Genomic DNA, 17,371 nt, shown 5'->3' with positions numbered 1-17,371 from the left:
GCGGGCCCGGGAACTGTCGGTGCCCGTCCGTAGCCTCCGGGCGCTCACCTGAGCGCTGCACCGACGTTACGGAGGACCGGACCATGGCCGGCGAGACTGTCATCACCGTCATCGGCAACCTGACCAGCGACCCCGAGTTGCGCTGGACGCCCTCGGGCGCGGCGGTCGCCAACTTCACCATCGCCTCGACCCCGCGCACCCTGGACCGCCAGACCCAGGAGTGGAAGGACGGCGAGGCGCTGTTCCTGCGCTGCAACGTCTGGCGGCAGGCGGCGGAGAACGTCGCCGAGTCACTGACCCGCGGCTCCCGGGTGGTGGCGCAGGGCCGCCTCAAGCAGCGCTCGTTCGAGACCAAGGAGGGCGAGAAGCGCACCGTCGTCGAGCTGGAGGTCGACGAGATCGGCCCGTCGCTGCGCTACGCGACGGCCACCGTCGCCCGCGCGTCCCGCCCCGCCGACCGCCCCGGCGGCAGGAACGGGCACGCGGGCGGGTCCGGCGAGGCCGGCCCCGCGCCGGCCCGGGCCGGCGCGGACGACCCGTGGGCCGCGGCCGGTGACCCCGGCGAGGAGCCGCCCTTCTGAGCTCCCGCCGTCGGTGGAGCCGTGCCGGCCGGGCCGGCACGGCTCCACCCCGGGTCACCCGGCGGCGCGCCCGAGCTCGGCGGCGTCCTGCTCCACCGCGGTGGCCAGCCGGTCGAGGTCGCCGACGACCGCCGGGTCGGCGACGAGGCCGAAGCCGAGCCGGTCGGCGACCGACAGCACGCCCACGCGCAGCGCGTGGTGCTGCGCCACCTCGACCAGGGGCTGCACCGCGCCCACGGGTGCGCCGAGCACGGTGACGGCCCGGTCGGGGCCGCGCACGTTCGACACGTTGAGCGCGAAGGACCGCCCGCTGCGCTCCAACCGCTGCGACCAGCCGGCCAGGCGGGGTGACAGGCGCGCCATCCGGGCGGTGAGCTCGTCGAGCTCCCGCGCGTCGTGACGGGCCTTGCGCAGCGCCGTGTCCCGGCGGACGGCGGCCAGCCGGGCCACCGGGTCGGCCTCGTCCACCGGCAGGTCCACCCGGAACCAGGAGTCGCGGTTGCCGAGGTCGTCGCCGTCGGAGTGCAGCGTCACCGGCACCTTGACCCGCAGGCCGTGCAGCTGTCCGTGCCGCTCCTGCAGCCACCGGCGCAGCGCACCGGCCACCACCGCGAGCACGGCGTCGTTGACCGTGGCGCCGGCCAGCCGGTGGGCCGCCCGGCGCAGCGGCGGCGCCGCGACCACGGCGAGGGCCACCGCGCGGTCGCGGCCCACCTCCGCGTCGAACGGCGAGCGCCGCAACCCCGGGACGAGCTCCCCGGTCAGCACGCCGGCGAGCGAGCCGCGGGCGGCGCCGGGATCCCCCGGGGGCCGCGGCGCCGGGCGCGCGTCCCCTGTCGGGGCCGGGTCCCACAGCACGTCCTCGGCCAGGCGCACCACCGTCCCGCCGTCGGCCAGGGCGTGGTGCACCCGCCACACCAGCACCGCACCGCCGCCGGCGACCGGCCCGACCACGTCCATCCGCCACAGCGGCCGGCTGCGGTCCAGCCGCTCGGCGAACAGCCGGGCCAGCTCACCGCGCAGCCCCGCCTCGTCGAGCGGGCCGGCCGTGGCGACGGCTCCCACGTGGGCGGCGACGTCGACCCCGCCCGGGCGCCACACCGGCTCCTGCGGCGTCCCGTCCAGCCGCCAGGTCAGCCGGGGCGCGCCGGTCAGCCGGCGGCCGACGGCGTCGCGCAGCCGGTCCAGGTCCGGCGCGCCCTCCGGCAGGTGGACCACCGTCGCCGTGTGCCCGACCAGGCGGGCACCCTCCAGCGCCAGGATCGCCCGGTCCTCGGCGGTCAGCGGGACCTGCACGCCGCCAGCCTGCCGTCGCGCGAGGGGCGCGAGCAAGGAGGCCGCGGACGAGGACGAGGAACGCCGCCGCTCACGGTGGGCGAGGGACCGGTGACGCCGGTGCGGCCCACGCCGCACGGGAGCCCCGATGCGGCTCCCGGCGGGAAAAGCCGGTGACGGCCAGCCCGGCCCGTCGCTAGCGTCCCGGCCGCACCGTCGCCGTCCGGGACACGGGGACCCGGCGCTCCCCCGAGGAGACCGCCATGGGCAGGTCGTTCGCTTCCCGTGTCAGCCATCCCCGCCTGAAGTGGGTGGTGCTCGTCCTCTGGCTGGTGCTGGCCGCCGCCTCGGCCCCGCTGGCCGGCGGGCTCACCGACGAGCAGGAGAACGACATCGCGGCCTGGCTTCCCGAGGACGCCGAGTCGACCCAGGTGCTGCGGCTGCAGGCCGAGCTCGGGTCCGACCCCGACGTCATCCCGGCCGTCGTCGTCTACGAGCGCACCGAGGGCGTCACCGCCGACGACGCCGCCGCCGTCGCCCAGGACGCGCAGGCGTTCGGGGCGCTGGAGGAGCTCGACGGCGCCGTGGTCGGGCCGATCCCGTCCGAGGACGGGCAGGCGCTGCAGCTCATCGTGCCGCTGAACGTCGGCGCGGACGGCTGGGAGGCGATCGCGCCGCTGGTCGACGGCATCCGCGCCGAGGCGAGCGACGGCCCCGACGGGCTGGCCGCCTACGTGACCGGTCCGGCCGGCAGCGCGGCCGACTCCTCCGAGGCGTTCGCCGGCATCGACGGCACGCTGCTCTTCGCCGCCCTCGGCGTCGTCATCGTGATCCTGCTGTTCACCTACCGCAGCCCGGTGCTGTGGATCCTGCCGATCTTCTCCGCGGTCATCGCGCTGTTCTGCGCGCAGGCGGTGGTCTACCTGCTGGCCCGGTACGCCGACCTCACGGTCAACGCCCAGAGCGCCAGCATCCTCACCGTCCTGGTCGTGGGCGCCGGCACCGACTACGCGCTGCTGCTCGTCGCCCGCTACCGCGAGGAGCTGCGGCTGCACGCCGACCGGCACGAGGCCATGACCGAGGCCGTGCACCGGGCCGGCCCGGCGGTGCTGGCCAGCGGCGGCACGGTGGTGCTCGGCATGCTGTGCCTGGTCGCGGCGCAGATGAACTCCACCGCGGGCCTCGGTCCGGTCGCCGCGATCGGTGTCGCGGTGACCCTCGTGGTGCTCATGACGCTGCTGCCGGCGCTGCTCGTCATCTGCGGGCGGTGGGTGTTCTGGCCGGTGCGGCCGGCCTTCGGCAGCGCGGAGCCCAGCGCGACCGGGCTGTGGGCCCGCGTGGGCCGGCTGATCGCACCCCGGCCGCGGGCCACCTGGGTGGTCACCAGCGTCCTGCTGCTGCTCGCCTGCCTGGCCGTGTTCCGGCTGGACCCCAGCGGCCTGACCCAGGCCGAGAGCTTCCGGGGGACGCCGGAGTCGATCCAGGGCGACCAGGTCGCCGCCCGGCACTTCCCGGCCGTGGCCGGCAACCCCGTCACCGTCGTCACCGGCGCGGACGCAGCCGACGAGGTCGCCCGCGCCGTCGCGGACACCGACGGCATCGCCGCGGTCGACCCGCCGCAGGTCAGCGGGGACGCCGCGCTGGTCACCGCGTCGCTGGCCGACCCGGTCGACAGCCCGGCGGCCTACGCCACCGTCGACCGGCTGCGCGCGGCGCTCGACGACGTCGGGGACGGCCAGGCGCTGGTCGGCGGCAACACCGCGCTCAACCTCGACGTCCAGAACGCCTCGCAGCGGGACAACCGCGTCGTCATCCCGCTGATCATGCTCGTCGTGCTGGTCGTCCTGGGGCTGCTGCTGCGGGCGCTGGTGGCACCGGTGCTGCTGGTCGCCACGGTCGTGCTGTCCTTCGGCGCCGCGCTGGGCCTCAGCGCCCTGGTCTTCGACTGGACGCTCGGCATCACCGACACCGACAGCTCGTTCCCGCTGTTCGTCTTCGTGTTCCTCGTGGCCCTCGGCATCGACTACAACATCTTCCTGATGACCCGCGTGCGGGAGGAGGCCGCCGACCACGGCACCCGGCGGGCCGCGCTGGTCGGGTTGGCGGCCACCGGCGGCGTCATCACCTCGGCGGGGCTGGTGCTCGCGGCGACCTTCGCCGTCCTCGGCACGCTGCCGCTGACCTTCCTGACGCAGCTGGGCATCGCCGTGGCACTGGGCGTGCTGCTCGACACCATCGTCGTCCGGTCGGTGCTGGTCACCGCCCTCACCCTCGACGTCGGCCGGCGGATGTGGTGGCCCAGCCGGCTGACCCGCCGCCTCGACGAGCCCGGGCCGCCACCCGGCGCCCCGGTGCCGACGACGGCCGCGGCGGGGTCCGCGGTGCCGGCGCCGCGGTCGGTCCCCGACGGCGGCGCCCCCGTCAGCGGAGGGCCGCCAGCGTCCGGTGGACGCCCTCCCGGTACGGGGTCGGGGTGAGCGCGAACGCCCGGGCCGCCCGGCGGCCGTCGACGACGAAGGCCTGCTCGAACTGGTAGGCCATCTCGGCGACGTCGCGGACCAACGGGTGCAGGCGGCCCAGCAGCCGGACCCGGGCGCTGCCGTGGGACACCAGCCGGAGACGGGTGCCCGCCTGCCGGCACGCCTCGGCGGTCAGCGCGCGGCCGGTCGTCGGGGCGGGGTGGGGCACGTGCCAGACCCCCGCGTCGGCGGTGTCCCGCGTCCCGGCGGCGGCCAGGGTCGCGGCGAAGTCGTCGACGAAGGTGGGTGTCAGGGGGAGGTCGGGGTCGCCGAACCACTGCACGGGCCACCCCCGCAGCGCCGGGAGGAACACGTTGCCCGCGACCAGCGACCGGACCCCGGGCCCGTAGAGCTCCCCCGCCCGCACGACGCTCACCTGCACGCGCCCGGTCGCCGCGGCGGCCAGGACGCGCTCGGCGATCCACGCGCGCAGCACGCCCCGGGGGCTCACCGGCCGCCACGGGGTGTCCTCGGTCATCGGGCCGGCGACCCGCCCGTACATCCACGTGTCGTCGGCGTACACGAGCCGCGCGCCGACGCGGGCGGCGGCGTCGAGCAGGGCGTCGGTGACCACGGGGAGGTCGCTGGTCCAGCGCTCGAGCGCGGGCAGCACGCAGTGGTGGACGGCGGCCGCCCCGCGACAGGCGGCGGTCAGCGCGGCGCCGTCGGCGGCGTCGGCCGCGGCCGTCTCGACGCCGGGGGTGCCGACGTCGCGGCCGTCGCGGGTGACGGCCCGCACGCGGTGCCCGGCGGCGTGCAGGTGCGCGACGAGCCGCCGGCCGGTCGCGCCCCCGGCTCCCACGATCACCTGCACGCCGCTGCCTGGTGCGGCCGCGACCGGGTGCCCGGTCACCGTGTCGCCTCCGCGTGCAGCGCCGTCCAGAAGGCCTCCCGGACGCCGCCGGCTCCCCAGGCGTTGGGCTCGATCAGCCGGCAGAACCACAGGTCCCGCTGCGCCGGGCGGGCCTCGGGGCGGGTCGGGTCACCGACGTCGAGCCCGTGGCCGGAGAACGTGGCGGCGACGTCGGCCACCGCGGCGCCGTGCCGGGCGGCAGCCTCGCGCAGCGCCCGGTTGAGCTCGCCGATCAGGGCGACGGCGTCGGGCCAGGGCGGCAGTCCGAGCCGGGCGGCGTCGCCGGTCCCGTCGCTGGGGTCGTAGACGGTGCCGACGACGACGCGGCCGTCCGGCGCCAGCAGGCCGGCGATCACGGCCAACGCGGTGTCCACGGCCGCACCCACGCCGGCGACGACCTCCCGGGCGGCGGCGGTGTCGCCGTAGGCCGACAGCAGGTCGTTGCCCCCGACGGTGAGGGTGACCAGCGTCGGCCGCCGCGGCAGCGCCCGGAGCCGGGGCAGCTGCACCTGCAGCAGCGTGCGGGTCGTCGCGCCGTCGGTGGCCAGCAGCGCGAACCCGGTGGTGGGGTCCCGGCCGACCAGGTCGCGGCCGCGCCAGTCGGGGAAGTCGTCGTCGCGGTTGCGGAACAGCAGGCTCGCCCCGCCCCGACCGGGCCCGCCGGCGTAGTCGTCGATGGAGATCGAGTCGCCGAGGGCGGCGTAGAGCGGCGCGGAGTCGGGCACCGGTCCATCCTGCGCGCGGCACGCGGGGGTCACCTGCCCCCGCGCCGCCGTAGGGTTCCGCGTGGACTTCGCCGACCTGCGACGCCCGTTCGTCATCGCGCACCGCGGCGGGGCGCTGCAGGTGCCCGAGCACACCCTGGAGGGCTACCGGGTGGCGGTGGGCCAGGGCCTGCCGGTCATCGAGCAGGACGTCCTCGTCCTCGCCGACGGCGGCCTCGGCGTCATGCACGACGGCACCGTGGACCGCATGACGACGTCGAGCGGCAACGTCGCCGACCACACGTCGGTGTCCTGGAAGCAGCTCGACATCGACGCCTCGGCCACCCTCGGCGGCGGCTGGCCCGACGGGCTGCGCCCCCCGCTGTTCGACGAGGTGCTCACCGAGTTCGGCAACCGCGTCCTGCTGTGCGCCGAGGCCAAGGGCACCGACGCGATGGCGCCGATGCTCGCCGCGCTCGAGCGGCGCGGCGTCCGCCGGGGCGCGGTGCTGCTGCAGTCCTTCTCCCTCGCCGACTGCCGGCTCGCCCGCTCCCGGGGGTGGGAGGTGGTCTGGCTCGGCAGCACCGACGTCGCCCGGGCCGCCGCCGAGGGCATCGGCTGGCTCGGCCCTGAGGCCGGGCAGGTGACCGCGGCGCTGTGCACCCGGGCGCACGCCGCCGGCATCGAGGTGGCCTGCCACACCGTCAACCGCCGGTACCGGCGCGACGCCCTGGTCGCCGACGGCGTCGACGCGGTGTTCTCCGACGACCCGGTGTACCTCGCCGGGGACGCCGCGCGCCGCACCACCGACCTGTTCGCCCGGCAGGTCTGGCTGCCCGGCATGCAGGCCGACACCGACCGCGGCCGCTTCTTCCCCGACGACCGCTCGTGGGGGTTCGCCGCCTCCGACGACGCCACCTCGGCGCTGCTGGGCTTCCTGGCGCCGCCGGAACCGGCCGCCTTCACGCTGCGCCTGCGCGTCCGCCTCGACGAGGCCCGCGGCGACCCGCACGCGTGCGGGGCGTCGGTCCTGCTCAGTGCCGACGACCGCCCCTTCCTGCCCCCGCCCGGGGTGTCCCCCGGCGTCGAGGGCCTGCTGGTCCTGCTGCGCGCCGACGGCACGATCGGCGTCTCGTGCGTCTCCGACGGCGTCGCCGTCCCGGTGGCGTCCTCGACGGAGGGTGCGCCGCTGCCGGCCGGCCGGTACGTGCCGCTGCAGGTCACCGTCACCGGTCCGGACCTGACCGTCCGCGCGGGCACCGCCACGGTCACCGTCACCGACGGCGGCGTCCGCCCCGTGCCCGTCGTCCACCTCGGCAGCGTGTCGGCCGGGGTCCGCTTCACCGACCTGGAGCTGACGTGACCGACCCCTGCGCGCTCCCCGACCGGCTGCCCGGTCACGGCCCCGCCGACCCGGATGGCTACCTCGTCGAGGAGGTCCCCGACGGCTACCGGTGGACCTGCCGCGCCGACGGCCGGACCGCGGGCCCCTTCCCCAGCCGCGAGGAGGCCGTGCTCGCCGCCGCCGTCGACCGCACCGCCTGACCGGCGCGGCGGCATTCCTCTCGTAACCTGGGGATCCCCGTCCGTCGGTCCCGGGAGGACAGCACCGCATGCCCTTCGCGTCCCGCCGCCGGCCGCCCGCCGACGTCCCGCCCGGGCAGCGGTGGACCGACCGGGTGCCCCGGCGCCGGCCGGCCGACGGCGACGGGCGGTTCCCGCCGTACGGCGCCCCGGGACCGGCCGCACCGCCGCAGGACCCGTGGGCGGCGCCGCCGGCCGGGTCGCGGCCGTGGCCGCCGCCCGCCCCCGGCACCCCACCGCCGCCGGAGCGGGCCGGGGCCCGGCGGCGCCCGGACGAGGCGCCGCAGGACGACGCCCGGCGGCTGCGGCGCCGGCGGGTCCGGCGCCGGGTGGGCCGGGGCATGGCCGTCGCCTTCGTGCTGCACCTGCTCGTCCTGGTGTCGCTGCGCTGGGTCGACCCGCCGACGACGGCGTTCATGCTGGCCAACGAGCAGGGGGCGATCCAGCAGTCGGTGCCGGTGGAGCACGTGTCGCGCAACTTCCTCGCCGCCGTCATCGCCCACGAGGACCAATCGCTGCCCTACCGCGACGGTGCCTTCACCTGGGACGAGCTCTCCGGCCGCGCCGAGGCCCGGCTGCGCGGCGAGGAGGACCCCTCGGGGTCGACCATCCCGCAGCAGGTGGCCAAGAACCTCTTCCTCAACCAGTCGATGAGCATCTGGCGCAAGGCGGTCGAGGCGGGCCTGTCCGCCGAGCTGGCGCTGGTGCTCGACGACCGCCGCATGCTCGAGCTCTACGTCAACCACGCCCAGCTCGGCCCGCAGGTCTACGGCATCTGCGCGGCCAGCTGGTACTACTTCGACACCCCGCCGTCGACGCTGACCGTCGACCAGGCCGTGCAGATCGTCGGGCTGCTGCCCTCCCCCGGGCACGTGCAGCGGGCGCCCGGCGGCGGACTGGACTTCGACGTGGCCGACGGCCTCGGCTGGCTGTCGCGCTCGCACGTGCTCAACGCGCAGAACCGGGTGCCGCGGCACATCGAGCAGAAGGGGTTCGGGCCGGTCGAGGACGTCGGGATCACCGGCCTCGCCGCGGACCAGCCGCCCAGCGACGACGACTGCTCGGAGATGCCCGAGGAGGTCGCCGAGTTGATCGCCGAGCAGGGCACCGCCTGAGACGAGCAGGGCACCGCCCGAGACCGGTGCGCCGGGTCCTCAGGACGGCGGCGCGTCCCCGCCGTCGTCGTCGGCGAGGTCCTGCGGCACGCCCTCCGACGGGGCCCGGTGCCGCCCCGGTTCCAGCTCCTCGGCCAGCCGCTGTTCGACGTCGGGCTGCTGCTGCGGGTCGGTCACGGCACGACCCTCCCCCGTTCCGCGGGATCCCGCAGCGGATCGGCACCGTCCGGTCTGCCCGCCGCGCGCCCGGGTAGGAGCAGTGTCATGAGCCAGGACCAGTACGCGCCGGAGGACCCCACCTCGCAGCACGTCCAGCCCGACGCGCAGCCCGAGCAGCAGATCGGCCACCCCGGGCTGGAGTCGGAGATGGACCTCGAGCCCGACTACGGCGAGCAGACCTACCGGGGCAGCGGCCGGCTGGAGGGCAAGCGGGCACTGATCACCGGCGGCGACTCCGGCATCGGCCGGGCGGTGGCGCTGGCCTACGCCCGCGAGGGCGCCGACGTCGTCATCTCCTACCTGCCGGACGAGGAGGAGGACGCGCAGGTCACCGCCCGCGTCGTCCGCGACGCCGGGCGCACCGCCGTGACCGCACCCGGCGACCTCCGGGACGAGGACTTCTGCCGGCAGCTGGTCGAGCGGACCGTCTCCGAGCTCGGCGGCATCGACGTGCTGGTGAGCAACGCGGCCTACCAGATGTCGGTCGGGGGCATCGAGGACCTCAGCACCGAGCAGCTGCTGCGCACCTACACCACCAACGTGTTCGCCACGTTCTGGCTCTGCCAGGCCGCCGTGGGGCACATGCAGCCGGGCTCGAGCATCGTCATCACGACCTCGATCCAGGCCTACCAGCCCTCGCCGTCGCTGCTTGACTACGCCTCCACGAAGGGTGCGCTGGTGACCTTCACCAAGGGGCTGTCCCAGGAGCTGGCGCCGCGGGGGATCCGGGTCAACACCGTCGCCCCGGGACCGATCTGGACCCCGCTGATCCCGGCGACCATGCCGGCCGAGGAGGTGGGCTCCTTCGGTGCGGAGACCCCGATCGGCCGCGCCGGCCAGCCGGCGGAGCTGGCCCCGGCCTACGTCTTCCTCGCCGCGCAGGAGTCCAGCTACGTCACCGGCGAGCGCATCGGCGTCACCGGCGGGATGCCGATGCCCTGACCGGAGCCGCGAGCAGCGACCCAGGGAGGCGGGACCGGGTCGTCCCCGGATCGCCCGATCCCGCGCCGGGCGCGCCCGCCGGGCCTCCCGGGTGGTACGGCCGGCGGCCGGACGGCTGTCCCCGGCGGGCGCGGTGGCGGGGACCCCCGGGACGCTCAGCGACCGGGGTGGTCCTCGTCCCCGTAGCGGTCGCGCAGCGGCCCGATGACGCTCCGCAGGTCCCCGCCCGCAGCGCCGGCCGCCGCCACCACGTCGAGGAAGAACTGCTCGAAACCGGCGGGGGCGAACACGCACAGCATCCGGGCCGGCTCGTCACGCTCGTTCGCCCACCGGAACCAGGCACCCGGCGGCAGGTGCACCACGGTGCCGGGGCCGGCGACGGCGTCCCCGTCGGCGAACCAGTGGTGCAGCTCCCCCGCGAGCACGTACACGACGGCGCCCTCACGGGTGTGCCGGTGCAGGTGCGGCGGCGGGGAGAACCGGGGCGGCACGCGGTACTCGACGAGGGACAGGCCGGCGCCGTCCGCGGCGGCGAGCTTGACCTCGATCGTGGGCAGCCCCGGTGCGACGGCAGCGGTGACCGTGCCGGCTCCGGGCGGCACGACGCGGGGGCGGGTGGTCGGGATCGTCTGCGACACGCGGTCACCCTCGCCGTGGGCGCGGGGCCGCCACCATCCCCGGCTCCCGGGGTGCGCCCGCCCCGCCGCCTACCATCCCGCCGTGCCGAGCCGCAGCCGTCGTGTCCGGGACGAGCTGCAGCGGGCGCTCGACGGCGCCCCGGACCTGGCGACGACGGTCCGCGCGGCCGACGGGGTGCTCCGCCGCGTCCTGGGAGCCCAGGATGCGGCCTGGGGCACCGTCGACCCCGTGACGACGCTGACCACCAGCTGCGCCCGCTCGGGCTCCTCGACGCCGGACCGGCCGACGCGCCGGCCGCGGACGCCCGGGAGCGCCGCCTCTTCCAGCTGGAGTGGGCCGACGGCGACCCGCACACCTTCTGGGACCTCGCGCGGCGGGCGCTGACGGCCGCCGCGCTGCGGGACGCGGTCCCCGCGGTGCGGGAGGTGCGCCGCTACGAGGAGCTGCTCGAGCCCGCCGGCGTGCACGACGAGCTGCGGGTGCGCCTGGCCGTCGACGGCGACCAGTGGGGCACCGTCGTCCTGTACCGGACGGAGGAGCGGCCGTTCACACCCGACGACGTGGCGGTCGCCGCCGCCGTCGCCCCGGCCGTCGCCCGCGCGATCCGCACGGCCCTGCTGCGCGCCGTGTGCGACGACCCGCGGGTCGAGGTGCCACCGGGCGCGCTGCTGCTCGACGGGGACGGCGCCGTGCTGGTGAGCTCCGCCGCGGCCGAGGAGCTGCTGGGGATGCTGCCCGCGCGCCAGGTCGCCACGGTGCTGACGACCCTCGCGACCGCCGCCGGAGCGCGCGGCACCACGTCGGTGACGGTCACCGGCCCCGCCGCCGTCCTGGCCTTCCACGCCTCCCCCGCCAAGGGTGCCGACGGCGCCGTCGCCGCCGTCGTGGAGCGCCCGCGGCCGGTCGAGCTGTCGCCGCTCCTCATGCGGGCCCTGGGGTTCACCGCCCGGGAGCGGGAGGTTGCCGAGGCGCTCCTGCACGGCGCGACCCGGACCCAGCTGGCCCGCCGGCTCCGCACGACCGAGCACACGGTCGGTGACCACCTGCAGAACCTCCACCGGAAGGCCGGCGTGGCCGGGCGGGCGGAGCTCGCCGCCCTGCGGCACGGCCGCCACCACGAGCCCCCGCGGGCCGCCGGCGTGCCGCCGGGTCCCTACGGGTACTTCGTCGGCCTCGAGGCCGCACCGCGGTAGCCGCCCGGCCGCCCGAGGAGGAGCCCCGGATGTCGACGCCGTCGTTCCACCCCGACCTGCGGGCCGCGCGGTTCGTGCCGCGCACCGTGGTCGGCCCGCGCACCCTGCGGCCCGTCCGGCTGGTCACCCGGGCCCTCGCCGCCACCCGCCGGCAGTGGGGCGCGGAGGAGCTGCCGGTCGCGCCGGGCGTGTCGGTGCGGCTGTTCCGCCCGGTCACGACCGGGGCGCGGACGCCGGCGCTGCTGTGGCTGCACAGCGGCGGGACGGTCATCGGCACCGCCCGCCAGGACGACCGCGCCTGCCGCCGGTTCGCCGACCGGCTCGGCGTCACCGTCGCCTCCGTGGAGTACCGGCTGGCGCCCGAGCACCCCTTCCCCACGCCGCTGCACGACTGCGAGGCGGCGCTGCGGTGGCTGGCCGGGCAGCCCTCCGTGGACCCGGAGCGGATCGCGATCGGGGGTGCCAGCGCCGGCGGCGGGCTGGCGGCCGCGCTGGCGCTGCTGACCCGCGACCGCGGCGGGGTCCGCCCCGTGCTGCAGCTGCTCTCCTACCCGATGCTCGACGACCGCACCGCGGCACGCACCGACGTCGACCAGCGCTGCGTGCGGATCTGGAACCAGTCGAGCAACCGCTTCGCGTGGCGCAGCTACCTGGGCCCGGCGTGGCGGGCCGGCGACGTCCCCGCGCTGGCCGCACCGGCGCGCGCTCCCGACCTCTCCGGCCTGCCCCCGGCCTGGATCGGCGTCGGCACCTGCGACCTCTTCCACGACGAGGACGTCACCTACGCGCGGCGACTCCGGGAGGCCGGTGTGCCGTGCACGCTGCACGTGGTGCCCGGGGCCTACCACCTCTTCGACGACACCGAGCCCCGGGCCGGCGTGTCCCGTGACTTCCTGCAGGCGCGCACCGCCGCCCTCGCCGCCGCGCTGCACGCCGGCTGACCCGCTGCCGGGGAGCCCGATGCGGGGTCAGGAGCCGGCCGACGCCCAGTCCGCGACGGCGGCGTCGTCGAGGACACCGTCGACGACCAGCGCCCGGAAGCCGCGCGTCACCGTCTCGCCCGGGGGGAGGACCAGCGGCCGGCGGGCGGCGAGCTGCCACCCGACGCCGGGGTAGTCGCGCACCCGGACGAACCAGGGGTCCGCGCGCGTCGCCGCGTCGGTGCCGGTGAGCGCGAGGGTGAACCCGGCGCCCGGGTCCCGCCACGCCAGCCACGGGGCGACCGAGCCGTGCACCGCCTCCTCGCCCTCGCGGTCGGCGGTGCGCACGCTCGGCGCACCGCCCGGGGGCAGCCGCCAGAACAGGCCGCCGTAGCCGGCTCCCGCTCGGCCGTTGGTGGCCGGGCTGCCGAGGGCGAGGGCGCGGCCGGAGACGTTGGTCAGCGCCGTGCCGATCCCGAGCTCCCAGCCCGGGCCGGCCGGGCGGGCCCGCAGCCGGCGCCGCTCGGTGAGGACCACCTCCCCGCCCGGGACCAGCCAGCGCAGCCGCTCGTCGACGCCGGCGGGGTCCGCGGCGGTGAACCCGGCGTGCTCGATGCGCCCGTGGTCCTCCCGCCAGGTGTAGCCGGCCTCGGGCAGGTACGTGGGGCCGCCCCAGAGGTTCGCGCCGCCGACGTCGGGGACGGCGACGGACACCCCCAGGTGCCACGGGTGGTCGGCCGGCTGCGCGTCGGTGACCGTCCGGCCGCCGAGGGTGCGCACCGGGTGCAGGTGCGGCCGGGGCGCCAGCACGGGGTCGAGCCCGCCGCCGTCGGCGTACTCGGCGACCGGCACGCCGCCGACGGCCAGGGTGGCGAGCACGCCTCAGCCGCGGGCGGCCACGGCCGGCCGCGCCCACGGCAGGTCCAGCTCGGAGAGCAGGGCCAGCCGGTCGGCCGACCGGACGACGGCGGCGGCCGAGCCGGGCACGACGTGCCGCGCCGTGGCCCCGGTCGCGGTCACCCGGCTGTGCGGGGGCGCGATCGCGACCGGGTCCGCCGCCAGCCGCACCGCCTCGACCACCTGCATGAACGCCCGGGTACCGGCCAGGGGCACCAGCAGCGGCACGGCGGGGTCGCGCACGTGGGCGGCGAGGTTCTCCAGCAGGTCGGTGGCCCCGTGCTCGCGGACCTCGCTCCGGCCGTCGCGCTCGAGCCGGACCTGTCCGGACCGGTAGGAGAGCACGACGCGGCCGCGGGTGCCGTGCACGACGAGGTGGGGCTCCACGACCTCGTCGGCGGCCAGGGTGACGGCCACGGTGACGGTGGTGCCGCGGGCGGTGACCAGCCGCAGCGAGGAGGTGTCGTCGGCCTCGATCGGGTTGGCCCGGAACAGCTCCACCCGCACGTCGTCGACGCCCTGCTCCCCCGCTCCCCCGTCCAGGGCCAGGGCGGTGGCGATGGCGTGCGCGAACGGGTTGGTCAGCGCACCGTCGACCACGGGCACGCCGTCGAGGCTGCGCCGCCCCGCCCAGGGCGCGCGGGCGTAGTAGGAGGCGTCGCGCTGCCAGGCGCCGGCCGCGCCGATGCCGAGCACCTCGCCGACGGCGCCGTCGGCGAGCAGGTCGCGGACCGCCGGCAGGGCCTGCGACCCCAGGCTCTGGAAGCCGACCTGGCAGGGCCGCCCGGTGGCGGCCAGCCCGGCGAGGAGCTGCTCGAACGCGGCGAGGGTGGGCGTGGGGGGCTTCTCCAGCAGCACGGCCGACCCGGCGGACGCCGCCGCGAGCGCGAGCTCGGCGTGGGTGTGGATCGGCGTGCTGACGACGGTCACCTGCGGCCGCACCGCGTCGAGCAGGTCGTCGAGCCGCGCCGACACGGGGACGTCGCCGGCGAGGGTGCGCTGCGCGGCGTCCAGCGGCCGCGGGTCGCAGATGCCGGCCAGCCGGACGGGGACACCGGCGCGGGTCAGCCGGTCGACGTTGCGGAGGTGCCACTCGCCGTGCCCGTGGGCACCCACGAGGACGACGGGGACCGGACTCGGCGCGACCATGCTGGTGCCCTCCCTGGGGTCGGCTCTCCGGGACCCGGCGACCCTAACGTGGTGCGGCTCACTTGGAAAGCGGTTGCCGAGTATCGGCATCCCGTGCCCGTCGGCCAGCCTCCGAGCGCCTGTTCGGCCGCTGAGGCGACTGTGACGCGGACGACATGTCGGTATTGACAGGTAGGTCACACCGTGCTGCCCTGGTAAGCGCTTACCGAGCGACCCCGCCGCCTTGGCACACCGCACGGGATCGCCGATCGTCACCGAGGAACCCAGGAGGCGTCATGCAGGCAGAGGTGCGCGGAGCCCGGCCCCCGGGCCAGGGCGCGGAGGCCCGCGCGATGTCGAGGAAGGCCGCGATGAGCGGCTGGATCGGCAGCACGCTCGAGTACTACGACTTCGCCATCTACGGCCAGGCCGCGGCGCTGGTGTTCCCGGCGGTGTTCTTCCCCTCGCAGGACCCGACGGTGGCCCTCATCGCCTCGCTGGCCACCTACGCGGTGGGCTACGTCGCCCGGCCGCTGGGCGCCTTCGTCCTCGGCACCTGGGGCGACCGGCACGGCCGCAAGAACGTCCTGGTCCTCGCCATGATGCTCATGGGCGTGTCCACGCTGGCCGTGGGTCTGCTGCCCACCTACGGCCAGGTCGGCGTCCTCGCCCCCGTGCTGCTGGTGCTGCTGCGGCTCGTGCAGGGCTTCGCGGTCGCCGGTGAGCTCGGCGGAGCCAGCGCGATGATCGTCGAGCACGCCCCCGCCGACCGCCGCGGCTTCTACGCCAGCTTCAGCCTGCAGGGCACCCAGGCCGGCTCGATCCTCGCCGCCGCGAGCTTCATCCCGCTCGCGGCGTTCCTGCCGGAGGCGGCCTTCCAGTCCTGGGGCTGGCGCATCCCGTTCCTGCTGAGCGCCTTCGTCATCCTGGCCGGCTACCTCATCCGCCGCCGGGTCGCCGAGACGCCGGTCTTCCTGGAGGAGACGGCGCGGGGCGGCGCGCCCAAGGCCCCGGTGCTGCAGGTCGTCCGCGAGAGCCGCGGCACCATCGTCCGCTGCGTCCTCATGGCCCTGGCCAACGTCGTCGGCACCACCGTCGTCGTCTTCGGCGCGGCGTACGCCACCAACGAGGCCTACGGCGTCGGTATGAGCCCGGCCACCTACCTCTGGCTGCCGCTCGCGGCCAACGTCGTCGCCGTGGTGCTGATCCCGTACTTCGGCAAGCTGTCGGACCGGATCGGCCGCCGCCCGCTGATGATCGCGGGCCCGCTGGGCGCCGGCGTGCTGTCCTTCGGCTACCTCTACGCGGTCGGCCAGGGCAACGTCGTGCTCACCATCGCCCTGGCCATCCTGATGTTCGGCGTGCTCTACCAGGTCTGGAACGCCACGTTCGCCAGCTACTTCCAGGAGCTGTTCCCCACCCGCCACCGGGTGACCGGCTTCGCGGTCTCGCAGAACATCGGCCTGATGCTGGTGGCCTTCCTGCCGTCGGTGTTCGCGTTCATCGCCCCGCCCGGCTCGGCGAACGTGCCGCTGGTCATCGGCGGGCTGACCCTCCTGCTGTGCATCGTGTCGGCCGTGGCCGCCTGGACCACCCCGGAGACCTCGCGGGTGGACCTGCGCGACCTCGAGCAGCCCGGGCGGGCGGGGATCGCGACCGCCGCACCCGACCGGGAGCGGGCCGGCGCGGCCTGACCCGGCCTCGTCCCTCCTCCCGCTGCCCGTCCCCGGCTCTCCCGGGGGCGGGCAGCGGTCCCCGTCCTCCCCCACCCGACGGAGACGCGCATGCGCATCCTGATCGCCCCCGACAAGTTCCGCGGCACCGCCACCGCCGTCGAGGCGGCCGCGGCCCTGGCGCAGGGGGTCACCGACGCCGGCCACCGGGCGGTCGCCGTGCCCCTGGCCGACGGCGGGGAGGGCACGCTGGAGGCGCTCGGCGGCGCGACGCACGCGACCCGCGTCACCGGGCCCCTCGGTGCGCCGGTGGACGCGGCGTGGCGGCTGTCCGGCGGGGAGGCCGTGGTCGAGACCGCCCGCGCCTCGGGCCTGCTGCTCGCCGGCGGCCGGGAGGCCAACGACCCCTGGGCCGCCACCAGCCGCGGCACCGGCGAGCTCGTCGCCGAGGCGGTGCGCCGGGGGGCCCGGCGGGTGGTCGTCGGGGTCGGCGGGTCGGCGTGCACCGACGGCGGGGCCGGGGCCGTCGAGGTGCTGCGGGAGCTCGCGCCGCTCGACGGCAGCCGCGGCTGGACGGTGCAGGTGGCCTGCGACGTCGGGACGACGTTCCTCGACGCGGCACGGGTGTTCGGCCCGCAGAAGGGCGCGACGCCGGAGTTGGTGCGGCGGCTCACCGCCCGCCTGGAGGAGGTCGCGCACGACCACCGCGAGCGGTATGGCGTCGACGTCCGGGCGCTGCCCGGCTCGGGCGCCGCGGGGGGCCTCGCCGGCGGGCTGGCGGCGCTCGGGGCGTCGCTGGTCCCCGGGTTCGACCTGGTGGCCGAGGGAGTCGGGCTGCGCGCCGCCGTGCGGGCCGCCGACCTGGTCGTCACCGGCGAGGGGATGCTCGACGCGCAGTCCTTCGAGGGCAAGGTCGTCGGGGGCGTCGCCGCGCTGGCGCGGGCCGCCGGCGTGCCCTGGGCCGCGGTGGTGGGGCAGGCTCTCGTCGACCCGCCCGACGGCCGGGTGGTCGACCTCGTCGCCACCTTCGGCCGGGACCGGGCGCTGGGCGCCACGCCGGCCTGCCTGCGCACCGCGGGCCGCGACCTGGTCGCCGCCGCGGCCGGCCGGCCCGGCTGACGGGGCCGGC

At 77.1% G+C, this 17,371-nt stretch carries 17 protein-coding genes; 10 read left to right on the top strand and 7 right to left on the bottom strand.

Features of this window, described 5'->3' with window-relative positions; genetic code table 11:
* The first annotated feature begins 83 nt into the window (after positions 1 to 83).
* A complete protein-coding gene (locus tag CHC04_RS09570) occupies positions 84 to 581 on the top strand; it encodes a single-stranded DNA-binding protein (RefSeq protein ID WP_089403682.1) in 498 nt (165 codons plus the stop codon).
* Positions 582 to 635: 54 nt separating this feature from the next.
* Here the strand turns inward: CHC04_RS09570 and CHC04_RS09565 are convergent, their stop codons facing one another.
* Entirely contained in the window at positions 636 to 1,877 is a 1,242-nt protein-coding gene (locus CHC04_RS09565; RefSeq protein WP_141233750.1) for a WS/DGAT domain-containing protein, read from the bottom strand.
* Positions 1,878 to 2,119: 242 nt separating this feature from the next.
* Between CHC04_RS09565 and CHC04_RS09560 the strand changes: the two genes are divergently transcribed.
* On the top strand, positions 2,120 to 4,333 hold the full coding sequence (locus CHC04_RS09560; protein WP_089403680.1) for an MMPL family transporter: 2,214 nt from the start codon (positions 2,120 to 2,122) through the stop codon (positions 4,331 to 4,333).
* Here CHC04_RS09560 and CHC04_RS09555 read toward each other — a convergent pair.
* The gene (locus CHC04_RS09555; RefSeq protein WP_176449920.1) at positions 4,278 to 5,228 is read right to left on the bottom strand and encodes an NAD-dependent epimerase/dehydratase family protein; all 951 of its coding nucleotides are present in this window, start codon (positions 5,226 to 5,228) and stop codon (positions 4,278 to 4,280) included. The genes CHC04_RS09560 and CHC04_RS09555 overlap by 56 nt on opposite strands.
* Positions 5,225 to 5,953, bottom strand: coding sequence for a GDSL-type esterase/lipase family protein (locus CHC04_RS09550; protein WP_176449919.1), 729 nt, complete (start codon positions 5,951 to 5,953; stop codon positions 5,225 to 5,227). The genes CHC04_RS09555 and CHC04_RS09550 overlap by 4 nt, the downstream gene beginning before the upstream one ends.
* 61 nt (positions 5,954 to 6,014) lie before the next feature.
* Here CHC04_RS09550 and CHC04_RS09545 point away from each other — a divergent pair, with 61 nt between their 5' ends.
* From CHC04_RS09545 to CHC04_RS09535, 3 genes are all read left to right on the top strand, one after another.
* A complete protein-coding gene (locus CHC04_RS09545; protein ID WP_089403678.1) occupies positions 6,015 to 7,295 on the top strand; it encodes a glycerophosphodiester phosphodiesterase in 1,281 nt (426 codons plus the stop codon).
* Positions 7,292 to 7,477: a hypothetical protein gene (locus tag CHC04_RS09540; RefSeq protein ID WP_089403677.1), complete on the top strand. Its 186-nt coding sequence runs from the start codon at positions 7,292 to 7,294 to the stop codon at positions 7,475 to 7,477. Before CHC04_RS09545 ends, CHC04_RS09540 begins: the two co-directional genes overlap by 4 nt.
* Before the next feature lie 68 nt (positions 7,478 to 7,545).
* Positions 7,546 to 8,631, top strand: coding sequence for a biosynthetic peptidoglycan transglycosylase (locus CHC04_RS09535; protein WP_245817088.1), 1,086 nt, complete (start codon positions 7,546 to 7,548; stop codon positions 8,629 to 8,631).
* 39 nt (positions 8,632 to 8,670) lie between these two features.
* Here CHC04_RS09535 and CHC04_RS24080 read toward each other — a convergent pair whose 3' ends face one another.
* On the bottom strand, positions 8,671 to 8,808 hold the full coding sequence (locus CHC04_RS24080) for a hypothetical protein (protein ID WP_176449918.1): 138 nt from the start codon (positions 8,806 to 8,808) through the stop codon (positions 8,671 to 8,673).
* A gap of 87 nt (positions 8,809 to 8,895) precedes the next feature.
* Here CHC04_RS24080 and CHC04_RS09530 point away from each other — a divergent pair, with 87 nt between their 5' ends.
* Positions 8,896 to 9,792 carry an SDR family oxidoreductase gene (locus tag CHC04_RS09530; RefSeq protein ID WP_089403676.1) on the top strand — a complete coding sequence of 299 codons (897 nt, stop codon included), beginning with the start codon at positions 8,896 to 8,898 and terminating at the stop codon, positions 9,790 to 9,792.
* Positions 9,793 to 9,947: 155 nt separating this feature from the next.
* Here the strand turns inward: CHC04_RS09530 and CHC04_RS09525 are convergent, their stop codons facing one another.
* Positions 9,948 to 10,430 carry a cupin domain-containing protein gene (locus tag CHC04_RS09525; RefSeq protein WP_089403675.1) on the bottom strand — a complete coding sequence of 161 codons (483 nt, stop codon included), beginning with the start codon at positions 10,428 to 10,430 and terminating at the stop codon, positions 9,948 to 9,950.
* A 417-nt stretch (positions 10,431 to 10,847) separates the two neighbouring features.
* Between CHC04_RS09525 and CHC04_RS09520 the strand changes: the two genes are divergently transcribed.
* Complete coding sequence (locus tag CHC04_RS09520; protein ID WP_176449917.1) at positions 10,848 to 11,624, top strand: helix-turn-helix transcriptional regulator; 777 nt, start codon at positions 10,848 to 10,850, stop codon at positions 11,622 to 11,624.
* A 29-nt stretch (positions 11,625 to 11,653) separates the two neighbouring features.
* Positions 11,654 to 12,565: an alpha/beta hydrolase gene (locus CHC04_RS09515; protein WP_089403673.1), complete on the top strand. Its 912-nt coding sequence runs from the start codon at positions 11,654 to 11,656 to the stop codon at positions 12,563 to 12,565.
* A gap of 27 nt (positions 12,566 to 12,592) precedes the next feature.
* On the opposite strand, the gene CHC04_RS09510 is transcribed toward CHC04_RS09515, so the two are convergent.
* Entirely contained in the window at positions 12,593 to 13,423 is an 831-nt protein-coding gene (locus tag CHC04_RS09510; RefSeq protein ID WP_089403672.1) for a DUF6807 domain-containing protein, read from the bottom strand.
* 3 nt (positions 13,424 to 13,426) lie between these two features.
* Entirely contained in the window at positions 13,427 to 14,590 is a 1,164-nt protein-coding gene (locus CHC04_RS09505) for a Gfo/Idh/MocA family protein (RefSeq protein ID WP_089403671.1), read from the bottom strand.
* 275 nt (positions 14,591 to 14,865) lie between these two features.
* Here CHC04_RS09505 and CHC04_RS09500 point away from each other — a divergent pair, with 275 nt between their 5' ends.
* Positions 14,866 to 16,263 carry an MFS transporter gene (locus CHC04_RS09500; RefSeq protein WP_089403670.1) on the top strand — a complete coding sequence of 466 codons (1,398 nt, stop codon included), beginning with the start codon at positions 14,866 to 14,868 and terminating at the stop codon, positions 16,261 to 16,263.
* A 90-nt stretch (positions 16,264 to 16,353) separates the two neighbouring features.
* The gene (locus CHC04_RS09495) at positions 16,354 to 17,361 is read left to right on the top strand and encodes a glycerate kinase (RefSeq protein ID WP_089403669.1); all 1,008 of its coding nucleotides are present in this window, start codon (positions 16,354 to 16,356) and stop codon (positions 17,359 to 17,361) included.
* The last annotated feature ends 10 nt before the right edge of the window (positions 17,362 to 17,371 follow it).

Source organism: Geodermatophilus saharensis (assembly GCF_900188205.1).
Taxonomy (GTDB): Bacteria; Actinomycetota; Actinomycetes; order Mycobacteriales; family Geodermatophilaceae; genus Geodermatophilus; species Geodermatophilus saharensis.
This window is presented reverse-complemented; position numbering and strand designations above follow the sequence as displayed.

What these genes read in the sequence shown, in the direction of transcription:
- CHC04_RS09505 (WP_089403671.1), bottom strand. Translation starts at nt 14,590, where the DNA reads ATGGTCGCGCCGAGTCCGGTCCCCGTCGTCCTCGTGGGTGCCCACGGG.
- CHC04_RS09570 (WP_089403682.1), top strand. Translation starts at nt 84, where the DNA reads ATGGCCGGCGAGACTGTCATCACCGTCATCGGCAACCTGACCAGCGAC.
- CHC04_RS09500 (WP_089403670.1), top strand. Translation starts at nt 14,866, where the DNA reads ATGCAGGCAGAGGTGCGCGGAGCCCGGCCCCCGGGCCAGGGCGCGGAG.
- CHC04_RS09535 (WP_245817088.1), top strand. Translation starts at nt 7,546, where the DNA reads ATGCCCTTCGCGTCCCGCCGCCGGCCGCCCGCCGACGTCCCGCCCGGG.
- CHC04_RS09515 (WP_089403673.1), top strand. Translation starts at nt 11,654, where the DNA reads ATGTCGACGCCGTCGTTCCACCCCGACCTGCGGGCCGCGCGGTTCGTG.
- CHC04_RS09495 (WP_089403669.1), top strand. Translation starts at nt 16,354, where the DNA reads ATGCGCATCCTGATCGCCCCCGACAAGTTCCGCGGCACCGCCACCGCC.
- CHC04_RS09560 (WP_089403680.1), top strand. Translation starts at nt 2,120, where the DNA reads ATGGGCAGGTCGTTCGCTTCCCGTGTCAGCCATCCCCGCCTGAAGTGG.
- CHC04_RS09530 (WP_089403676.1), top strand. Translation starts at nt 8,896, where the DNA reads ATGAGCCAGGACCAGTACGCGCCGGAGGACCCCACCTCGCAGCACGTC.